General features: G+C 60.8%; 19 protein-coding genes. 3 read left to right on the top strand and 16 right to left on the bottom strand.

Going from position 1 to position 19,509, the window contains the following annotated elements; all coding sequences use genetic code 11:
- Window positions 1-205: 205 nt before the first annotated feature.
- The 3 genes from AK821_RS18835 to AK821_RS18825 all read right to left on the bottom strand — a co-directional run bounded on the left by AK821_RS18835 (window position 206) and on the right by AK821_RS18825 (window position 3,563).
- Window positions 206-1,180: a hypothetical protein gene (locus AK821_RS18835; protein WP_064391051.1), complete on the bottom strand. Its 975-nt coding sequence runs from the start codon at window positions 1,178-1,180 to the stop codon at window positions 206-208.
- A 233-nt stretch (window positions 1,181-1,413) separates the two neighbouring features.
- A complete protein-coding gene (locus AK821_RS18830) occupies window positions 1,414-1,893 on the bottom strand; it encodes a DUF934 domain-containing protein (RefSeq protein ID WP_064391050.1) in 480 nt (159 codons plus the stop codon).
- Window positions 1,890-3,563, bottom strand: a complete 1,674-nt coding sequence (locus AK821_RS18825) for a nitrite/sulfite reductase (protein ID WP_064391049.1) — start codon at window positions 3,561-3,563, stop codon at window positions 1,890-1,892. Before AK821_RS18825 ends, AK821_RS18830 begins: the two co-directional genes overlap by 4 nt.
- A 339-nt stretch (window positions 3,564-3,902) precedes the next feature.
- Between AK821_RS18825 and ccoN the strand changes: the two genes are divergently transcribed.
- On the top strand, window positions 3,903-5,330 hold the full coding sequence (gene ccoN / locus AK821_RS18820) for a cytochrome-c oxidase, cbb3-type subunit I (protein WP_064391166.1): 1,428 nt from the start codon (window positions 3,903-3,905) through the stop codon (window positions 5,328-5,330).
- Window positions 5,331-5,345: 15 nt separating this feature from the next.
- On the top strand, window positions 5,346-5,567 hold the full coding sequence (locus AK821_RS18815) for a hypothetical protein (protein WP_064391048.1): 222 nt from the start codon (window positions 5,346-5,348) through the stop codon (window positions 5,565-5,567).
- Window positions 5,568-5,707: 140 nt separating this feature from the next.
- On the opposite strand, the gene AK821_RS18810 is transcribed toward AK821_RS18815, so the two are convergent.
- Complete coding sequence (locus tag AK821_RS18810; RefSeq protein ID WP_064391047.1) at window positions 5,708-6,199, bottom strand: hypothetical protein; 492 nt, start codon at window positions 6,197-6,199, stop codon at window positions 5,708-5,710.
- A 195-nt stretch (window positions 6,200-6,394) separates the two neighbouring features.
- On the opposite strand from AK821_RS18810, the gene AK821_RS18805 reads away from it, so the two are divergent.
- A complete protein-coding gene (locus tag AK821_RS18805) occupies window positions 6,395-7,087 on the top strand; it encodes an aspartate/glutamate racemase family protein (protein ID WP_064391046.1) in 693 nt (230 codons plus the stop codon).
- 1 nt (window position 7,088) lies between these two features.
- On the opposite strand, the gene AK821_RS18800 is transcribed toward AK821_RS18805, so the two are convergent.
- The 12 genes from AK821_RS18800 to AK821_RS18745 form a co-directional block, all read right to left on the bottom strand.
- Window positions 7,089-7,607 (bottom strand): GNAT family N-acetyltransferase, encoded by a 519-nt coding sequence (locus AK821_RS18800; RefSeq protein ID WP_064391045.1) that lies wholly within the window; start codon window positions 7,605-7,607, stop codon window positions 7,089-7,091.
- 175 nt (window positions 7,608-7,782) lie between these two features.
- Window positions 7,783-8,763, bottom strand: a complete 981-nt coding sequence (locus AK821_RS18795; protein WP_064391044.1) for a LysR family transcriptional regulator — start codon at window positions 8,761-8,763, stop codon at window positions 7,783-7,785.
- Between the two features lie 157 nt (window positions 8,764-8,920).
- Window positions 8,921-9,868: a peptidylprolyl isomerase gene (locus tag AK821_RS18790; RefSeq protein ID WP_064391043.1), complete on the bottom strand. Its 948-nt coding sequence runs from the start codon at window positions 9,866-9,868 to the stop codon at window positions 8,921-8,923.
- Window positions 9,865-10,335 (bottom strand): YbjN domain-containing protein, encoded by a 471-nt coding sequence (locus AK821_RS18785; protein ID WP_064391042.1) that lies wholly within the window; start codon window positions 10,333-10,335, stop codon window positions 9,865-9,867. Before AK821_RS18785 ends, AK821_RS18790 begins: the two co-directional genes overlap by 4 nt.
- Before the next feature lie 30 nt (window positions 10,336-10,365).
- Window positions 10,366-10,995: a hypothetical protein gene (locus tag AK821_RS18780; RefSeq protein WP_064391041.1), complete on the bottom strand. Its 630-nt coding sequence runs from the start codon at window positions 10,993-10,995 to the stop codon at window positions 10,366-10,368.
- 17 nt (window positions 10,996-11,012) lie between these two features.
- On the bottom strand, window positions 11,013-12,710 hold the full coding sequence (locus AK821_RS18775; protein ID WP_064391040.1) for a putative porin: 1,698 nt from the start codon (window positions 12,708-12,710) through the stop codon (window positions 11,013-11,015).
- 39 nt (window positions 12,711-12,749) lie between these two features.
- Complete coding sequence (locus AK821_RS18770; protein WP_064391039.1) at window positions 12,750-13,454, bottom strand: energy transducer TonB family protein; 705 nt, start codon at window positions 13,452-13,454, stop codon at window positions 12,750-12,752.
- A 3-nt stretch (window positions 13,455-13,457) separates the two neighbouring features.
- Window positions 13,458-13,883: an ExbD/TolR family protein gene (locus AK821_RS18765; RefSeq protein ID WP_007915482.1), complete on the bottom strand. Its 426-nt coding sequence runs from the start codon at window positions 13,881-13,883 to the stop codon at window positions 13,458-13,460.
- A gap of 11 nt (window positions 13,884-13,894) precedes the next feature.
- Window positions 13,895-15,691 (bottom strand): DUF2341 domain-containing protein, encoded by a 1,797-nt coding sequence (locus AK821_RS18760; protein ID WP_064391038.1) that lies wholly within the window; start codon window positions 15,689-15,691, stop codon window positions 13,895-13,897.
- Window positions 15,692-15,703: 12 nt separating this feature from the next.
- The gene (locus AK821_RS18755) at window positions 15,704-17,302 is read right to left on the bottom strand and encodes a ShlB/FhaC/HecB family hemolysin secretion/activation protein (protein ID WP_064391037.1); all 1,599 of its coding nucleotides are present in this window, start codon (window positions 17,300-17,302) and stop codon (window positions 15,704-15,706) included.
- 56 nt (window positions 17,303-17,358) lie between these two features.
- Window positions 17,359-17,961 (bottom strand): transposase, encoded by a 603-nt coding sequence (locus AK821_RS31420; RefSeq protein WP_064391036.1) that lies wholly within the window; start codon window positions 17,959-17,961, stop codon window positions 17,359-17,361.
- Window positions 17,962-18,231: 270 nt separating this feature from the next.
- Window positions 18,232-19,440 carry a DSD1 family PLP-dependent enzyme gene (locus tag AK821_RS18745; RefSeq protein ID WP_161806663.1) on the bottom strand — a complete coding sequence of 403 codons (1,209 nt, stop codon included), beginning with the start codon at window positions 19,438-19,440 and terminating at the stop codon, window positions 18,232-18,234.
- Window positions 19,441-19,509: the final 69 nt, after the last annotated feature.

Here is a 19,509-nt window from a genome sequence, read left to right as displayed (position 1 = left end):
ATCGTCGTCCCCTCACCCTAGCCCTCTCCCAGAGGTAGAGGGGACCGATTGGGGGATATTCAAGAGATACACCGACGTGAACGATTGGCTTTGAATCGATAGTCGACTCGGTCTTTCACGTCGGTGCAGGACGACAGACACCTCGGTCAGTCCCCTCTCCCTCTGGGAGAGGGTTAGGGTGAGGGGCTTTTAAGGATTCACCCGATTACCAGGACGAAGTCTCACCACTACGCAACGCCATCTCGCGCCGGCTGTTGATGTGCATCGCCTTGATCAGCGACACCGTGCCCACCAGCAAAATCGCCGCCCCCAACAGGAAGTCGATGTTGTACAGCTGGAAATCCTGCACCGGCCCGATCAGCAGCACCCGCACGATCGCAGCGCCCAACAGCGTGGCGAGAAAGTCGATCCCCGGTTCATTGCGGTAGAACACCAGCAGCAACGGCAGGCACAACACCAACAGCAGCAACAACACGACAACCTTGAACGAACCTTTGCGCTCGACGCTGAAGGCACATTCGTGGGGCCCGTAGGCCTTGTAATCCTCATCGCGGATCATCGAGGTTTTCTCGTTGATGTAGTCGACGCGGTTGTACTTCTGGATCGGCGTGAAGGTGTTGGACATCTCCATCAGCGTGGTGATGTTCTTGAAACGCAGATCAATGCGCTCGCTGCCCTTGAGGTAATAAAGCACCGGTTTGTAGCCGTAGCGATACGTGTCGAACGGGAATTCGGTGACCTGGCCCTGCACGCCGATCGGACGTGATTCGAGTTGCGCGTAGGCGCTTTTGTTGGTCGTAGAGAGGTTGCGACTCAGTGGCTGGATCTTCACCTGTTCGAGGAAGATCGGCGTGGCGCCGTAGGTCCACTGCAAGGGTTCCAGACGCAAACGCAGTTCGTTGCGACCGAGGTCATAGCGGTTGAAGGTACGTTCGGAGACCACCAGGGAGCCACCGAGCATGAACTCGCCGCGCAGGTTGTTGGTGACGCGCAAGGTCAGTTGGTCCTTGCCCAGCAACGCCGCTTCCGTGGATGGCGGCGTGCCGCACCACGCGGTGCTTTCACCGACGCCGCCGAGCTGGCCGCCGCGGTTTTCCTTGAATACGTAAAAGTAACTGGCCCACAGCGTCACCATCAAAAGCAACGCTGTGAGGCCGAGAATTTTTTTGCCCGGACTCACTGATCAGACTCCCTTCTTCGGTTCCATCGTCCAGCCGAAAACCCGCTGGCGACGGCGACTCTACCAAAAGGCCACCATCGACCCAAGGAAAAATGCCCAACGAGTGAGGGTTGTAGGGGTTTCCCCGGTGTACATCGAAGATCAAAAGATCGTCCGAACGCGGCCCGAACCTGCGGCAGCTCCTACACGCGATCCACTGTAGGAGCTGCCGAAGGCTGCGATCTTTTTAACCGTCAACGCCGACGGAAAAGCGGACGCGGCTCAATCACCGAGCGCCCGTACAGCACGCTCATCCCGGCCAATCCTTTCAGCGCATCCTCGGCGGATTTGTCCTCACGCACCGCAAAACTGTCGAACCCGCACTGGCGCATATGGCTGAGCTGATCACGCAGCACATCGCCAATCGCGCGCAACTCCCCTGTCCAACCAAACCGGCTGCGGAGCAGATACGCCTGACTGTAAGCACGCCCATCGCGAAAGCTCGGGAAATCCAGCGCAATCAGTGGCAACGAGGCCAACCACGGCAGCAGGCTTTCGACCTCATCGTCGGGGCCGAGCCACACCGCGTGGGTCGACGGCGATTGCAGCCAGTGCGCCAGCGGCAGCATCAACAACCCCGAAGGCCGTGGCGTCGAAGGCTCACGCACCAGCGTCCACGGATCGTTCGTCACTATTCGCGCCACGCCCTGCTCCAGCCGCAACAGATTATTCATACCGCGGCCTCCAGCGTCTTCGGATAGACCCGTTCCTTGAACGGCTCCAGGCCTATTCGCGCCACGGTGTCGATAAACAATTCCTCATGCTCGCGATAGCGCACAAACGTGCCGATAATCCGCTCGATCACCTGCGGCACTTCGGCAGCGCTGAACGACGGGCCGATGACTTTGCCCAGCGCGCTGTGTTTGCCCTGGGCGCCGCCGAGGGTGATCTGATACCACTCGCTGCCGTTCTTATCGACGCCAAGAATGCCGATATTGCCAATGTGGTGATGGCCGCAGGCGTTCATGCAGCCGGAGATGTTCAGGCTGATATCGCCCAGATCATGCAGGAAATCGAGGTTATCGAAGCGCGCCTGAATTGCCTGGGCAATCGGGATCGACTTGGCATTGGCCAACGCGCAGAAATCGCCACCGGGGCAGGCAATGATGTCGGTGAGCAGGCCGACGTTGGCGCTGCCCAGATCGTGTTTGCACGCCAGTTGCCACAACGCGTAGAGGTCGCTCTTCGCCACGTCGGGCAGGACGATGTTCTGCTCATGGGCGATACGGATCTCGCCGAAACCGAAACGCTGCGACCAGTCGGCCACCGCCAGCATCTGTACACCGGTGACATCCCCTGGCGGCGACGTCGGGCCCGGTTTGGTCGACAACACCACGCTGGTGTAACCCGAGACCTTGTGCGGCTGCACGTTGCGCGCGACCCAACGGGCGAACGCCGGGCTTTGCGCCAGACGCGTGCCGAAGTCCAGATCGGTGTCGGCCAAGGTCTGATAAACCGGCGGCACGAAGGCACTGGCAACGCGCTGGTATTCGGCTTCGGTCAACTGCGCCGGGCCGTCCTTGAGGTGCTGCCATTCCTCCTCGACTTCCTTGGCAAACGCCTCGATGCCCAACGCCTTGACCAGAATCTTGATGCGCGCCTTGTACTTGTTGTCACGCCGGCCGTGACGGTTGTACACGCGCAAAACCGCTTCGACGTAGGACAGCAAATGCTGCCACGGCAAACCTTCGCGAATCTGCAAACCGAGAATCGGTGTGCGGCCCAGGCCGCCGCCGACAATTACCCGCAGGAGCATCTGCCCGTCGCGGCCGGGGTAAAGGTAGAGGCCGATGTCGTGCATCATGATTGCCGCGCGATCCTGCTTTGCCGAGCAGATAGCGATCTTGAATTTGCGCGGCAGAAACAGGAATTCCGGGTTGATCGTCGACCACTGCCGCAGGATCTCGGCCAGCGGGCGCGGGTCGATCATTTCGTCTGCGGCGACCCCGGCGAACGCTTCGGTGGTGATGTTGCGCACGCAGTTGCCCGATGTCTGGATCGCATGCATGTTCACTTGCGCCAAGCGTTCGAGGATGTCCGGCACCTCGGCCAGCTCGATCCAGTTGAACTGCATGTTCTGCCGCGTGGTGAAGTGGCCGTAACCACGATCGTAGTCGCTGGCGATGCTGGCCAGCGTGCGCATCTGCTCGGCGCTCAACGTGCCGTAGGGAATCGCTACGCGCAGCATGTAGGCATGTTTTTGCAGGTACAGGCCGTTTTGCAGGCGCAGCGGCAAAAACTCCTCTTCGCTCAATTCCCCGGCCATGAAGCGCTCGACCTGATCGCGGAATTGCGCAACGCGCTCGAACACCAGCGCCCGGTCGTAATCATCGTATTGATACATGCGTGCCACCTCATCAGTTATTCCTGTGGGAGCGAGCCTGCTCGCGAATGCGGTGTGTCAGGCAACTGCATTGTTGGCTGACACACCGCATTCGCGAGCAGGCTCGCTCCCACAGTTTTCTTCAAAGCACTATGACGAAGCAGCGCAGCGCGTTACAGATTCACCTGAAGCGATAAAAACCATATCAGGGCGCGGCAGAACGCCGCAGCCAGTACTTACATCTGATCCGCACAAATGAACAATTCCTGAGCCTGTTTTGTTTCTGACGGGGTTTCTACAGTGCAGCTCATGCCAGACCGGGTGGCCTGGCAAGACTTTGCAACCGTGGATGAACTGACCATGAGCACAGCAACAATCGGACAGGCTTATAACTACAAGGTCGTCCGTCAATTCGTCATCGCCACAATTTTCTGGGGTGTGGTGGGTATGGCAATGGGCGTGTTGATCGCCTCGCAACTGGTCTGGCCAGAGATGAACCTGGACCTGCCGTGGACCACCTTCGGCCGCTTGCGCCCGCTGCACACCAGCCTGGTGATTTTCGGCTTCGCCGGCAGCGCGCAATTTGCCGCCAGTTACTACGCGGTGCAACGCACCTGTCAGGTGCGGCTGTACTCGGACGCCCTCGCCGCATTCACTTTCTGGGGCTGGCAGTCAGTGATCGTGATCATGCTGATCACCCTGCCGATGGGCTACACCACTACCAAGGAATACGCCGAAATCGAATTCTCCGGCGCGGTGTGGATGGCCGTTGTCTGGGTCGCCTACGCCGTGGTGTTCTTCACCACCGTGGTGCAACGCAAGACCAAACACATCTACGTCGGCAACTGGTTTTTTGGCGCGTTCATTCTGGTGATCGCCATGTTGCACGTGGTCAATCACCTGTCGATTCCGGTGGACTGGTTCAAGTCTTATCCGGTGTATTCCGGCGCCACCGACGCCATGGTGCAGTGGTGGTATGGGCATAACGCGGTGGGTTTCTTCCTGACCACAGGCTTCCTCGGCATGATGTATTACTTCGTGCCGAAACAGGTCAATCGACCGGTGTATTCGTATCGCTTGTCGATCGTGCATTTCTGGGCGCTGATCACCCTGTACATCTGGGCCGGCCCGCACCATTTGCACTACACCGCGCTGCCGGACTGGGCACAGTCACTGGGCATGGCCATGTCGCTGATCCTGCTCGCGCCGAGCTGGGGCGGGATGATCAACGGCATGATGACCTTGTCCGGCGCCTGGCATAAGTTGCGCACCGACCCGATCCTGCGCTTCCTCGTGCTGTCGCTGGCGTTCTACGGCATGTCGACATTTGAGGGGCCGATGATGGCGATCAAAACGGTCAATGCCCTCTCCCACTACACCGACTGGACCATCGGCCATGTACACGCCGGGGCGTTGGGTTGGGTGGCGATGATCACCTTTGGCGCGACCTATCACATGGTGCCAAAAGTGTTTGGCCGCGAGCAGATGTACAGCACGCCGCTGATCAACCTGCACTTCTGGCTGGCGACCATTGGCACCGTGTTGTACATCGCGTCGATGTGGGTCAACGGTATCACCCAGGGCCTGATGTGGCGGGCGATCAACGAGGACGGCACGCTGACTTACTCATTTGTCGAAGCGCTGCAGGCCAGTCATCCGGGGTTCATCGTGCGCTTCGCCGGGGGGGTGTTTTTCCTCACCGGGATGTTGCTGATGGCCTACAACGTCTGGCGCACGGTGCGGGTCGCCGACGTCGCACTGGCCCACCGTGAAGCGCAAATCGCCTGAGGCGGGGAGCCGGTCATGCTGGAGATTTTTTTCGATGTGCTGGGCGTGGTGTTTCTGTGGCTGGCGGTCGAGTACTGCTTGCGGCGGGAGACGGCGGACAGTCTGGATGAGGCGAGCATGGTGCCGTTTGCCGACGATCCGGAAGTGGCGCGGCGGGTGGAGCTGGCCACCGGTAAAACCGTGAAAGCGGTGGCGCCCGAGGTGGCGAAGCCGGGGTGGGTCAATCTCGATATGTAGCCTTCTCGCCTTGATCGTTCCCACGCTCTGCGTGGGAATGCAGCCCGGGACGCTCTGCGTCCCAAAAGCCGAACGCGGAGCGTCCGTAGAGGCGTTCCCACGCAGAGCGTGGGGACGATCATCGCGAGAGTCCGTGTGATCTAGGCGCGATCGCGGGGGATCAGACTTTGCAGTTGCTGGGCAAGGAAGTTGGCATCGAAGGCGAAGGTATCCGGGTCCTTCAGGCCATTGGTCTTGCGCCACTGCCACGTGCCGTCCGGCAATCCGACCAGCGAAATGCTGCCATACCGCGCCGCCGTCAGCCCCATCACCGCCAGGGAAATCTGTCCCGCGCTGCCCATTACGTCTGGCACAAACTCGACCGGTTTTCCAGCGATGACGATGCTCAGTTTTTCGGTCTTGAAGGTCGATGTCTCCACCGGCGTGCTCGGCCCGAATGCGACATACGGTTCGCGGCTGACTTCCAGCAGATTCGGCGCTTGCACCGGCTCCAGCCATTGCTGAATATCGCCGAACAACCCGGTGATCCGTGTTGCCCAGACTTGCGACTGCGTTTCGAAAACCTGCTTCTTGTGCGCTTCGCTTTCGGCATAGTGACGAAGCATCTCGCCCAGTTGTTGAACGTCGCTCATTGCGGTGTGCCTCGGAAAGGATCCTGCGAAACACCATAGTGGCAGATCGGAGCCTCTCTGTACGGTCAGAAACACCATGACACTTGCGCGAAAGATCAGCGGTACAGTCAGTTGCTGCTGGTATCGTGCCGGAAACCGAAGGAAACTCCTGGCAGACCTGAATACTCGACACTGTCATTTGCCTGAGGACATCCAATGCGCACCATCGGCCTGATCGGCGGCATGAGCTGGGAATCCAGCGCCGAATACTATCGACTCATCAATCAACACGTCCGTGATCGTCTCGGCCCGTTGCGTTCGGCACAATTGCTGATGTACAGCGTCGACTTCGGCCCTGTCGAACAGGCCCAGCACGCCGGGCGCTGGGACGATGCGGCGGCGATTCTGGTCGATGCTGCGCGCAGGCTGGAAGCGGGAGGCGCGGAATGTGTGGTGCTGTGTACCAACACCATGCACAAGGTCGCCGAGCAGATTCAGGCGGCGATCAGCATTCCGTTCCTGCACATCGCCGAACCGGCCGCGCAGGCTGCCCTGGACATTGATGCGCGCACCGTCGGTCTGCTCGGCACCGCATTCACGATGGAACAGGACTTTCTCAAGCAACGCCTGGTCGCCAAGGGTTTGACCGTATTGGTGCCGGACGAAGCCGAGCGCAAGGACGTGCACCGAATCATCTACGACGAACTCTGCGTCGGCGTGATCAGCGATCAGTCGCGGCAAATCTATCAGCGGGTGATCGAATCCCTCACCGCTCGTGGCGCGCAGGCGATCATTCTCGGTTGCACGGAAATTGGCCTGTTGCTCAAACCCGAACACAGCGCCCTGCCCCTGCTCGACACCACCGAGCTGCATGCGCAGTCGGCGGTGGCGTTCGCGCTGGGCGAGTAAGTCAGGTTTTCGAACGATTGCGCAGGCGGGCCATGCTCAGGGTGTCGACCCACTGTCCGTCGCGCACCGCGTAATCGCGAAACAGACCTTCGTCCGCGAAACCGAATTTGCGGTAGAGCGCGATGGCGGCCTCGTTGTCGGCGTAAACCGAGAGTTCGACGCGGTGCAGGTTCATCCAGTTGTCGGCGACGTCGAGTGCCGCCGCCAACAGCTTCGAACCCACGCCTTTGCCCTGCCACGCCCCGGCGACTGCCATACCGACGCTGCCGGCGTGGCTGCGACGAATCCGCGAATAGTTTTCCAGCCCCAAATGGCCGATCACCACGCCCTGATGCAGCGCGACCAGCTTCAACACCCGTTCATTTTCCGCCAGCAGCCGTTGGCGCCAGACGTCGACGGACTGAAACGGCATCTGCAACACTTGCCGGGTGACGGCCCGCTCGTTGTAGAGCGCAGTGACAGCCTCGAGGTGCGACTCGCTGAAGCGTTCGATGTGAATGGCGGCGTTGTGGTCGGGCATGGCGGATCCTTCCTGGATCGATGTGTGGCTGACCACTCTAAACCGCCAAACACGACATCTGCCATAGGTAAATACTTGTAGGAGTGAGCCTGCTCGCGATAGCGGTGTGTCAGTCAACATTGATCAATCTGACACACCGCTATCGCGAGCAGGCTCACTCCTACAGGGGAATGCGTCAGGGCTGGAACCATTCCTGGCGTTCGTTGAAAGTGTGGTGGATGAGGTCGGTGAGGGTCTGCACTTCGGGCATGCTCTGCGATTCAGCATTCACCGCCAGCCACGCCTGCAATTGCATCGGTTCCTCGAACAGCCCCGGTAGCGCAATCAGGCCCCGATCAAAGCGGCTCATATACGCCGGCAGCAAACCAATGCACGCGCTGCAACGGATCATCTCCAGCATCAGTTCATAGGACTGCATCTGCACCACCCCGGCCAACCGCTGTTCGACCAGCTCATTCCATGGGCGAAAGCTGTGGATCTGCCGGTCGTGTTGCCATTGCACCAGCATGAAGTCGGCGAGGTCGTCGGGGGTGTCCGGACGCGCGGTAACACGGGAGTAGCGTTTGGCGATATGCGGCAGGTAGTCGAGGCGCGCCAGCGCTTGCGGTTCGCTGGTGGCGAAGGTCGGGCCGGGGTGTGGGGTTTCGCCGTGGGCGAGCCAGAGGACGATGTCGGCGCTGACCGCGCGCAGGGACAATTCGCTGTCCAGCGCGATGATCTCCAGGCGCACACTGGCGTTGCGGCGCAGCAGCGCGATCAGGTCGCGGCCGAGGATGTCATGCAGGATCGATTCGGCGACAGCCAGGCGAATGAGCGGTTGCTCGACCACCGGCAGTTTGCGTTCATTCGCCAGCGCCACCAGTTTGGCTTGTAGCTGTTGGCCTTCGCGGGTCAGGCTCAGGGCGCTGCCCTGAAAGCTGAACAGTGAGTGCTGGAGTTCTTGTTCAAGCTGCGCCAACTGTTTGCGCAGCAGGGTCGAGCGTACGTTGAGGCTGCGCGCGGCTTGCATGAAGCAGCCGCAGCGGGCGCTGACCAGGAAATATTGGGCGATATCGGCATTGATCGCGGCGGCTTGTGCCAGCCAGGAATCGCTTTTGTCCTGCGCCCAGCAGTACTCGGCGCTGCCCTGTCGTCCTGCGGGTTCGGTGAATGACATCGATGACTCCCTGTCGATCTTTGTGGTTGCCTTTACGCAATTCCTTGTAGGAGTGAGCCTGCTCGCGATAGCGGTGTGTCAGTCGACATTGCTTAACCTGACACACCGCTATCGCGAGCAGGCTCACTCCTACAGGGGGCTTGTGGTGACGGTGGGATTAGCGTTTTTCCTCTAGGACTTTGTTTAGTTCAGCGCCGTCGATACTCAGCGTCGCGGTATTGAGCATGCCGTCCAGGTACGCCTGGGCTATCTGCTCCTGGCGCTGCGCACGCAAGGCCTGGGTCAGTTGATCGCGCAGTTCATCGAGGGTTGCGGTGCGTGCAGGCTGTTGCTCGGTGAGTTTGATTACGTGAAACCCGGCCGCACTTTGGACGGGATCAGAGACTGCGCCAACCTTGAGCCGCGCCACAGCGCCACGCACCTCCGGAACGAGTTGCTGCAACGGTTGCAGGCCACTATCGCCGCCGCGTTCAGCGGTGACGCGATCCTGCGAATATTGAGTCGCCAGCGCAGCAAATTCTGCCGGCGTCGCCTGGGCTTTCTTGCTCAGTTCGAGCGCCTGCTTGCGCACCGATTCAAGATTCTGCGGATCATTCACCCCAAGGAAAATCTGACTGACCCGATACAGCGCCGGGGTCTGCCAGTTCGCCTTGCCGGCATCGTAGGCCTGCTGCAACTCGGCAGCACTCGGATAATCCGCCGGGACTTCACTGACCGAACGCAAGTAATCGCGAAAGACAATCTGCTCAGTCGCCGCACGAGTCTGCCGCGCAACCTCCGGGCGCTGCGCCCAACCCTGCGCATCAGCTTGCTCCAGCACCGCTTTCTCGGCGAGACGCGTGCGAATCCAGCGCTCCAGCGCCTCACGATTGCCGCGCAATTGTTCGCGGGTCTCTGGCGGGACTGTCGCGAGCAGGGTCTGAAGTTCCGCAGGGGTTACCTGCTGATTACCCAACCGCGCCACCGCCGGCCCCGCAGCAACCGCCGCCACTGGCGACGATTGCTGGGCGGCGACCGGGTCACTGCCCGGTCGCACCACCAGCGCCACGGCCACCACCAACAGCGCTACCGCAGCGGCGCTGATCACCATGGCAGGCTTTTTCACAGCGCGACTTCCTCTTCCTCGGCCACGGCGACTTTGGCGGTCTGCGCGCTGCCGTTCTGGGTGAAGTCACGCAGATAAACGATGAACTCCTGCAGCAGACGATCCCACAATTCCAGGTTGCCACGCAGGTGATCGTTGCTCACGCCCGCCGCCACCACCACGTCCATTTCCATCACCAGAAACTCGCCCTGCAACGACAAGCGCGCAAAACGGCGCGTGGCGTTCCACTGCTCGGCCACACCCTGCGGCAACTCACCCTGCACCCGCAGCGCACAGCTGAACGTGAAATCGACGTAGCTGCCCTGCTCCACCGCCGGGTTGCCGAAACGCACGGCGTAACCAATGCCCTGGCTGGCGCTGAGCAACTGGACGATGCCGTTCTGTTCGGTCTGATTGACGCGATAACCGGCCGCTTGCAGGACGTCGGTCAGGGATTGTGGCGATACGTGGCTGATCAATTGAGTCATTGTTTCTTCCTTGTTTAGCAGTCTTTTAAATCAATGCGCGAGCGCGGCTTGCGGCGCGTCGAATTGAGTCTTGTAGAGCTCGTCACCGAACCCCTGAGCCAGTTCATCGAACTTGACCCGGGCGCTGCCCGCGAAGGGCTGGCGGATCTTCATCACCTCGGCCACGTCGATGTTTTCGTAGGCAGTGAGGATCTGTTTGGCGACGCCGTACATCTGCTGATTCTTGACTGAACATTGCTGCACTTGTGTGTCACGTTCAGCCAATTGCGCTTGAAGCTTAGACCGTTCTGCCTCTTTGGCACGGGCCATGACCAGCAACTCGTCATAGGCCTTTTTGAACTTGCCGGTCTGCTCGGCGCTGGCTGCCACTTGTGCCTGCGCCTGGCTGTGCAGGCTCTGTTGCTGTCCGGCCAATTGCTCGGCAACGCCTTTGGCCTTGGCCAGTTCGGCGGTCAATTGCTTGATTTGCGCCTGCGCAGCCTTGGCCTCGTTCTGCGCCGCCAGTTGCGCGGCGCTGGCCTGGGCCTGCTGACTTTGCAGGGCCTGCAACTGTTGCGTGGTGCTGCGCAATTGCGTGCGCAGGCGTTCTTCCATGCCTTCGGCATGCGCTCCAGTGGCGATCAAAAGCCCGAGCCCGAGCCACACAAATCGCGTTTTCATAACCCTCTCCCGGCGCCTTAGAAGCGCGTGTTGATCTCAAGCTGCAAGACGTCGATGTCGAACGGCGCGCCGTACACCGCTTCGGTGCTCATCCAGCGACCGGTGGCATAAACGTTCTTCGCCAGACCGTAGTTGCCACCCATGAAATAACCCTTGGCGTTGGTGCCGCCGAGGTGGAACGAGGAGTCGTTGAAGCCATCTGGCAAGGCATCCGGCTGGATGTACTTGTAGCCAGCGAACAGATTCCAGTCGCCCTGCTTTTTCAGGTCCAGTGCGCTGCCGAGGGTGAACTGCACCATCCACGCATTGGCGCCGCTTTCGATGTTGCCGTTGCTGTCGAGGTTGTTGACGATCTGCCCGGCGGAACGCTTGCGCATGTCGCCTTCGTCGTACGCGAGGTTGTGGATGTAGTTGCCCTGGCTGCGCAGTTTGAAATCTTCTGGCAGGTCGGCGTCCCACACCACGTTCAAGTCCAGCAGATTGAATTCGGAAGCGAGGCCAACAAACTGCGGCTGCGGCGTGGTGCTCGGGTTGAGCGGGTTCGGCGTGATGTCGCGCAGCAGGAACACGCTGTTGCCCTTCTGCATGAACGCCGTGCGGCTGCCGTCGCTGTCGCAGCCCGGCGCGCCGGCCCACGGTTCGCAAGGGCTGGAGCGCTCGCCCTGAATGTCGTCGAAACGGTAGTACGCCAACGCGCCCTTCAAGCGGTTGTTGCTGTTGATCGCCCATTTGGCGCCGACTTGCGCGCCGTACAGCCACTTGTTGTCGCTCTCTTCCTTGTCGAAACCGTTGCTGCTGGCGGTGTCGTTGGTGTAATCCACCGGGAACGCGCCGACGGTGCCGAACACCCCCCAATCGCGGTTGAGCTTGTGGTCGAAAATCGCCGCGACACCGTCGAAGTTCAAGTCGTTGGAATAGAGCATGTCGGTGGACATGAACGGATTGGCGAAGCGCCCGCCGGTCAGGGTCAGCTCATCCGTCGGCTTCCAGTTCAAATAACCCTGATCGAGCCAGATGTCCTTTTTGGCGAAACCGCCGCCGAGGTTTTGCGTGGTCGACACCGGGTTGTTGTCCGAACCGGTGCCGATACGAATGCCGGCGGTCCATTGCGGCGAGATCTCGGCTTTCATGCCCAGCCGTGCGCGGATGCGGAACTGGTTGGTGCGGTCTTCGCGGGTGTTGAGCAACGGCGGCAGACTGGTGCTGCTGTTGGGGTTAACGTCGTACGGACCGTTGTTGTTGAGCTTGGCGAAGTCGACGATCTCGTTGCTGTTGCTGTCCGAGTAGTAGCGCGATTCGTTGCGCAAGCGAATGTCGCCGTCGAAACTGATGCGCGCAGCCCATTCCGGGAAGCTGTTGGGCGCGGCCCAGTTTTCCTGTTTGGCAGTGGCCATGACTTCGGCTTTGACCTGATCGCGTATCTGGTCGCGCACCGCGGCCGGCACATATTGCACGCGGACATCGCCCGGCGCCGCCACTGGTCCGGCTGCGACGGCGGTAGACGCAGCGGCCTGTTTGGCCTGGGCCGCTTCGTTCTGCGCCTGAGCGATCAGTGCGTCGGCCTTGTCCTGTTTCAGAATGCCCTGCTCGACCAGCAAGCGGATCAGATTGATCGTGGCGTTCTCCGAGGGCGCAGGCGCTGCCGCGGCCTGACCGACCAGGGTCGCAATGACCATGCCGACCGCCAGGGACAATCGATTCACGTTGGAAATCATCTGCACACAACTCCTTTTGCCAAAGCGTAAATAAATGAATTAACCCGGACGCCGCCCTTGCAGGGACAGGCGCACAGGCAAAGTGATGGAGGCCGGTGGCCGTTCGCTGAGCGCCGGGGCACCGCGCAGCGCCGCCAACACTTGGGTATCGATTTCGGGGTTGCCGCTGGACTTGATCAGTTCGACCCGGGTGATCTCGCCGACGCCGCTCAACCAGACATCGGCCTGCAACGAGAACGCGAGGTTGCGCAGCTCAGGGTTCTCGCGCAGCAAACGCTGGAAGGTGAACGCCAGAAACTGGCTGTACGTCCCCGTGCCCAAACGTCCGCCACCCGCACCGGCCATGCCGCCACCCTTGCCCGCGCCGATGTTGAAGGCGTCGTTGCCGGATTGCGCATCGCCGTCCATTTGCATCGGGTTGGCCAGATCTTCCGCTGGGGATGGCGGCGCTTCTTCCTCGGGCTTGACCTCTTCCGGCTCCGGCGTTGGCTCCGGCTCGAGGACTTTTTCTTCCACCGGGGTTTCCGGCTCCGGTGGTTTTTCCGGCGGCGGTGGTGGCGGTGGCGGCAACGGAATGATCGTCGGCACCTTCGGCGCTTCACGACGAATACCGCTCATGTCGTTGGCCCACTGCCACAAAAACCACGCGGCGAGCGCGCCGATCAGCAAGCCGGCGCCCCACTTCGCATAACGCAGCGCTGGCTTTTTCACCGGCAGCGGCTCGATCGGGAGTTGTGCGGTCATGACTCAGCCCTGACTCGGTTTGCCGGTCACAAGACCGACCTGGGACAGTTCGAGCCGGCGCAACAGATCCAGCACTTCGATGACTTTCTGGTATTGCACCGTCGCGTCGCCGCGCACGATCACCGGGAAATCCGGGCTCTGCGCCTTCTCGATGCGCAGGCGTTCTTCCAGTTCAGCCAGCGTCACCGGGTAGGCGTCGAGGAACACCTGGCCGCCATCGTTGACCGAAATCGCCTTGGTCTTGGCCTCGGACAGCGACACCGAAGCGCTGGCCTTGGGCAAATTGATCTGGATCCCCGAGACCTGCGCGGTGGCGGTGAGGATGAACATCACCAGCACCACCATCAGCACGTCGACCAGTGGGGTGATGTTGATGCTGTCCACCGCTGCATCTTCGTCATCGTCGTGGGAGGCATTTACAGACGCCATGTCAGTGCTCCTCAGGCCGGTACGGAGTGGTTGGCGTGATGGCCGCGATGCGACGCCTCACTGAACTGGCTCTCGCCATGCATCTCCGCCAGGCGGGTGATGAACTCGTCGACGAACACGCGCATGTCGGCGCTGACTTCCTTGTTGCGGGTGATCAGGCGGTTGTAGCCAAACAGCGCTGGAATCGCGACGAACAGGCCCATTGCCGTGGCCAGCAACGCAGCAGCCATACCCGGCGCGATAGCGTTGATATTCACGTCACCGGCCATCGCCGTGCCGAGGAACACCACCATGATCCCCAGCACCGTGCCGAGCAGGCCGATGTAAGGGCCGCCGGCGATGGCGTTGGACAGGGTCGAAAGCTTCGAGCTGAGCTGCTGGTTTTCGCGGGTACGCACGCCGTCCATCGAGCAGCGGATCGCTTCGATGGTCGCCGCTGAAACCGACGAGGTATCGGCGCCCTGCTCGCGACGGGTGCGAATCTCTTTGACCGCCACCAAGTACAGACGCCACAGCGACGAATGCTGCAAACGCTGGGCGAGTTGCGCGTCGTCGGCGAACATCTCCAGACGCGTGCCGACCTTGGCGAACTGCACACGGAAGTCTTCGTTGGCGGCAGACACGCGGCTGAGGCTGCGGTTTTTGCGCAGCATGATGATCCACGACTGGAACATCATCAGCACCAGCACGGCGATGATCACCCAAGCGTCGATTGGCACCGCGTTGAGCAGGAAGCCGAGGCTGCCGAAGCCAAAACCGGACTGTTCTTCGTCGACGCCGTAAGCGACCAGTTTCGACTCGGCGCCTTGGGAAGTCGCGTCCGCCAGCAACAGCGCTGCCGGGCGTGAAACCTTCGACAGGCGCAATTCATCGATAGCGCCCACAAAAGGCTGGAACGGGCCTTCGTGCAGGTCGGCGCCGATGGCCATGACCGAGTTGAAGGCCGGCATCGCCTGCGCGAGCATGGCAGCTTCGCGACCGTTGATGAACAGGGTTACTTTCGAGCCTTCAGCGGTGAGCGCGACGTGTTGCCATTGGCCCGGGTTCAGCGCTTGGGTGGCGACGGCGCGTTGGCCATCGATTTCCACAAACGGTACGCCTTGATTCGCACCGATCAGCAGACTGTTGGCGCCTTCGCGACGGGCGAGAATCAGTTGTTCGCCACTGGCCTGATCCAGTCGCAACCAGGCACTGAAAGTGAATGCACTGCCGGCGTTGTGTTGCAACGAAGGACTCGCCGGCAGCAACAACGGCTGGCCGCTGAACTGCAACGCGCGCCCTACTACACCGTCAATCGCCGCGCCGGTCGCACTTTGCGCCGTGTTGCCATAGGCGGTGGTGTCTTTGGCCGGGGCGCCGGTGGCGCCGTCGAAGTGATAAAGCGCGGTGTAATTCGGGTCGAAAGTCAGTTGGCCGTTGCCAGTCGCCGGGGCCTTCTGATTGCCGTAGTACATCCAGATGTCCTGGCGCTGCCCGCCCTCGACATTCGGCACATCGACCCAGATCAGCGCCATGCCCATCAACGCGTCGAAACTCTCGATCTGATGGTTGAGCACGGTTTTGTCATCGGCGGCAACAAAGCGCAGGTCCGAACCGTCCTCCTTCACCCCATCGAAGGTGAAGTTGCCGGTGTGCAGACGCACCAGCAGCGCGGTGCGGCCAAGGGCCTGATTGATCGCCGCGCCTTGCGGCGTGGTGTCGACGGCAATCTGTTTGCGGTAGTGCCAGTCGTCCTGCCACCAGGCCTGAGCCGTGGCCGGGAGCACGAAGCCCAGGCAGATCAACAACGAAAGAATGAGGCGCTGCATGAACGTGCTCCTTTAGAAAGTGGCTTGAAGGTTGAAGTGCAGGCGCGATTCCTGTTTCGAGGTGTTCGGCCCTTCGAGTAGCGGGTAGCCCCAGTCGAGGCTGCCGGACAGCCATTTGCTCAGGCTGGCGCGGGTGCCGAGGCCGACGCTGGCCAGGGCGTAATTGGCGTCCTGATCCGGCAGTTCGTCGCGCAGATACAACTGCGCGCCCTCGGCGAAGGCGTAGAAGCGCCAGTCCTGCATCCATGTGCCGGCGTACTTGGCCAGCGACGGCGTGCGCACTTCCTGGCTGAGCAGCACGCCGTCATCGCCGGTGCGTTCGGCGGCCAGATAACCGCGCACCGAAGTGGCGCCACCGGCAGAGAATTGTTCGTTGGAAACCAACGGCCCGGAGGCGAGCTGGAACGCGGCTTTGCTTGCGCTCTGCCAGTCGCTGTCGAAGGTCCAGGTGTAATTGGTATCGCCCTTGAGCACGGCGAAACTCGGTTTGGCGCGGTAGCGTTTGTAGTCGAAATCTTCGTCGGAGCTGCCGTAGCCGAAGATGCTGCGGGTCGCGGCAACCAGGCTCAGGCCGAGGCCGAGCTGACTCTTTTCGCTGTAGCGATAGCCGTTGTAGGCGAAGGTGAACGGCGCGTATTGCAGGGGGACTTTGTCGCTCTCGCCGGACAGGGTCAGACGTTCGTCGAAGTCCTTGAAGTCGATGCCGGCCGACAGCGAGTTCGACCAGTTGCCGCTGGAGGGCAGCGTGTAGATCGCCGATACACCGTAGCTGTGGCCCTTGCCGAGCACGTTGCTGCCGCCGATGGTGGCGACGTTGCTGTCGGACTGGTAACCGGAAAACTGCACACTCCAGCGATCGGTCAGCGGCGCGGTGTAGGAGCCGGACCAGACCTTGGCATTGTCGGTTTCCTGCGGCGCGGTGAAGAACGTCAGGTTGACGCTATGGCCGAGTTGCCAGAGGTTGTTGTAGCCGAGGCTGGTGACGGTGCGCAGCTTTTCCGTGTCGGCGCTGTAGTCGTTATTGAGGCCGACGCTGGCGGTCCACGGGTTCTGATCTTCGACCTGTAAATCGACGTCCATGGTGCCGGGGCGCTGCCCTTCGCGCACCAGCGGCATCACTTGCCGGCCCGGGGTTTTGTTGAGCTGCGCCAGTTCGCCCTGAACCTTGGCGAAGTCCGGCACCTCGCCTTCTTTCAGCGCCGGGACGTCGTCGCGGATGTCCAGCGGCGAATAGTGTTTGGCGCCGACCACACGCACGCGGCCGACCTTGGTTTCGCTGACTTGCAGATAGACGATGCCATCGGCGACGGCTTGCTCCGGCAGCTCGACGAACACGGACTGATAGCCGCGTTGCTGATAGGCCTTCTGCAAGGCATCCCGTGCGCCTTCGATATCGGTGAGGGCTTTTTGCGGGCCGAGAAACGGGTACACCGCTTCTTCAATCGCCCGCGCATCGAGCACAGTGTTGCCGCGCACGAAGTATTCGTTGACGTCGACCAGACGCTTGGCCGCCGCGTTTTCGGCAGCCTCTTCGGCCAATGCCGGCTGCGCGCCCGCCGTCACCAGCAGCCAGCCCCACAGCGCCAGCCGTGACTTGAAAATCGGTTCCACACTACCCCCTGAATTCGCGATGACCTGTTGGCGTTTCGAACGCCGCGTGTATGGCGTCAATTGCTGGCTGTCGAGGCGCAGGCGTGTTTGCCCAGCCACGTGTGCAAAAGCGCGAAGTTCAACGAGAACTCGGGCATTTGCAGCAAGGCGCCGCAGAACACTTCGCCGATGATTTTTTGAATGAGCAGCACCGCGCGCGGCTCATTGAGCAGCGTGGCGATGTCGCGACTGAGGGCGTTGAAACTCCAGACTTTCTGGTTCAGGCCAAGACCTGCGAACCAGCGGAACAGCAAGTTGTAATTGAGCTGTTCGTAGAGTTGCTGCTCGCTGGGCACCGAATACAGCAGTTGCAGAAGCAGAATGTGCATGACCGTTTGCGCGGGGATCAGCATGCCGGGCTGGGCATTGAGGTCGTGCAGAAGGCTTTGGTGGGCGTCGAGCAGATCATCGATCTGCGGGCGCAACAGAACCAGCGAATGCCCCGGCGGAATGTAGCTGGACACCTCTTTCAAGGCGCCTTGCCAGTCATCCTGCGAGACGATCCAGACCCACGGCGCGCCGTAGCGATACACCGAAACCGGCTTCTTGCGCGCGGCTTCGACGATCTTCGACAGGCGTTGATCGAGTTCCTGCATGCCCACTTTCGAGTAGCGTTCCATAGTCCCCATTGCCTCACTCCCGGCGTCCCGCCTCGGCTTGTGAAAAGCGCCCCGTTGGGCTCCTCAAGCGCGTTACATAGGCATGACCGGACTGGCGATGTGCTACCGAACTTTTGTCATAAAAGCTTCATTACCGCGTATGGGTGTACACACATCCAATGTAGGAGTGAGCCTGCTCGCGATAGCGGTGTGTCAGCCAAATAAATATCAACTGACAGGACGCTATCGCGAGCAGGCTCACTCCTACAGGGGATTGGTGGTGATTTTGGGTCAGGTGTAGACGGGCCAGGTGTCGACGATTTTGCCGTTGCGCACGGCGAGCAGATCGCCGAACTGCAGGAGCACGGCTTCGGTCTGGGTCGGCCGCAGGAAGACTTGATCTTCCACCGTCAGCCCCACGGCATTCGAGCCATTGACCATCTCTTGATTGGAGCTGCGTCCGTAGACGCTGTTGCTCTGTAAACCCTGGGGCGATTCGAATTCGGCCATCCAGTTGCCGCCATAGATGAAGAAAGTCTGGCGCTGGTTCTGGTCCCACCACGAAAACAGCTTCGACTTGTCATCCAGCGCCGGGATATTCACCGCGCCAGTGCTTTTCAACACGGGCGTGGCGATATAGGTCGCAGGCACATGCTCGGTCAGCGATGGCAAATCGTAGTGCGTCGGCTTGAGCATCGCCGTGCCCACGGAAACCTCGGTACTCAGTTTCTCGTTTTCATGAATGCGATAACTCGGACTGCCAGCGGTATTCAGGCACAAGCCGTCATGCCACAACGCCGGAAACTGCTGCCGGGTGAAATCGACGCAACGCTGATAAATCACCATGACCTTGGCGAACAGTTCTTCCGGCGAGCCGAGAATCCCCGGCACCCCCATGCCCACGAACGGGTCGTAACCCATGAACCCGGCGAACTCCAGATGCTGCGGATTGGCGCTGATCAGCGTGAGCATTTGGCCCAACACATTCACATCACTGACGCCGCCGCGATGCAGGCCGACGTCCAGTTCGATGTTGATGCGCATCCTTGTGCCTAACCCCTGAGCCAGCGCGAGGTATTGCTGCAAACGCTGCGGCCCGTCGAGCAGCCATTGCAGTTGCTTCGCGGGATCAAACGGACCTTTGTGGGATTGATAAAACTGCGCTGCCGAACGCACCGGCAAAGGTTTGCCAAGCAGAATGTCGGACTGCGGAAACACCTGCGCATCGTGATTGAGAAACGGCTGATGGAACGACATCAATTTTTGCGACCCGGCACGTTGGGCGATGTAGCTCAACAGCCCCGGCGATGGCAGCGACTTCTCCACCAGACGCAATTGCTTGCCACCGCGTTTGACCGATTGCATCACCACATCGATGTTGTGATCGAGCCGATCCAGGTCGATGAGCAGCACCGGGCGCATTGGCCCGTTGTCCTTCAATTCTTTGTTCAGCGCGCGGAAATAGTCGCTGTACGGCGCACCGCGGTCGCCCGGCCGCAGCCACGCTCCAGCCCCCACCAACAACACACCGAAGCCCAACGTACCCAACAGGAAATTACGTCGATTGAC

It is taken from the genome of Pseudomonas sp. RIT-PI-r (assembly GCF_001297015.1).
Lineage (GTDB): Bacteria > Pseudomonadota > Gammaproteobacteria > Pseudomonadales > Pseudomonadaceae > Aquipseudomonas.
Note: the sequence above shows the minus strand (reverse complement) of the source record. Positions and strands in the feature narration are given on the sequence as shown.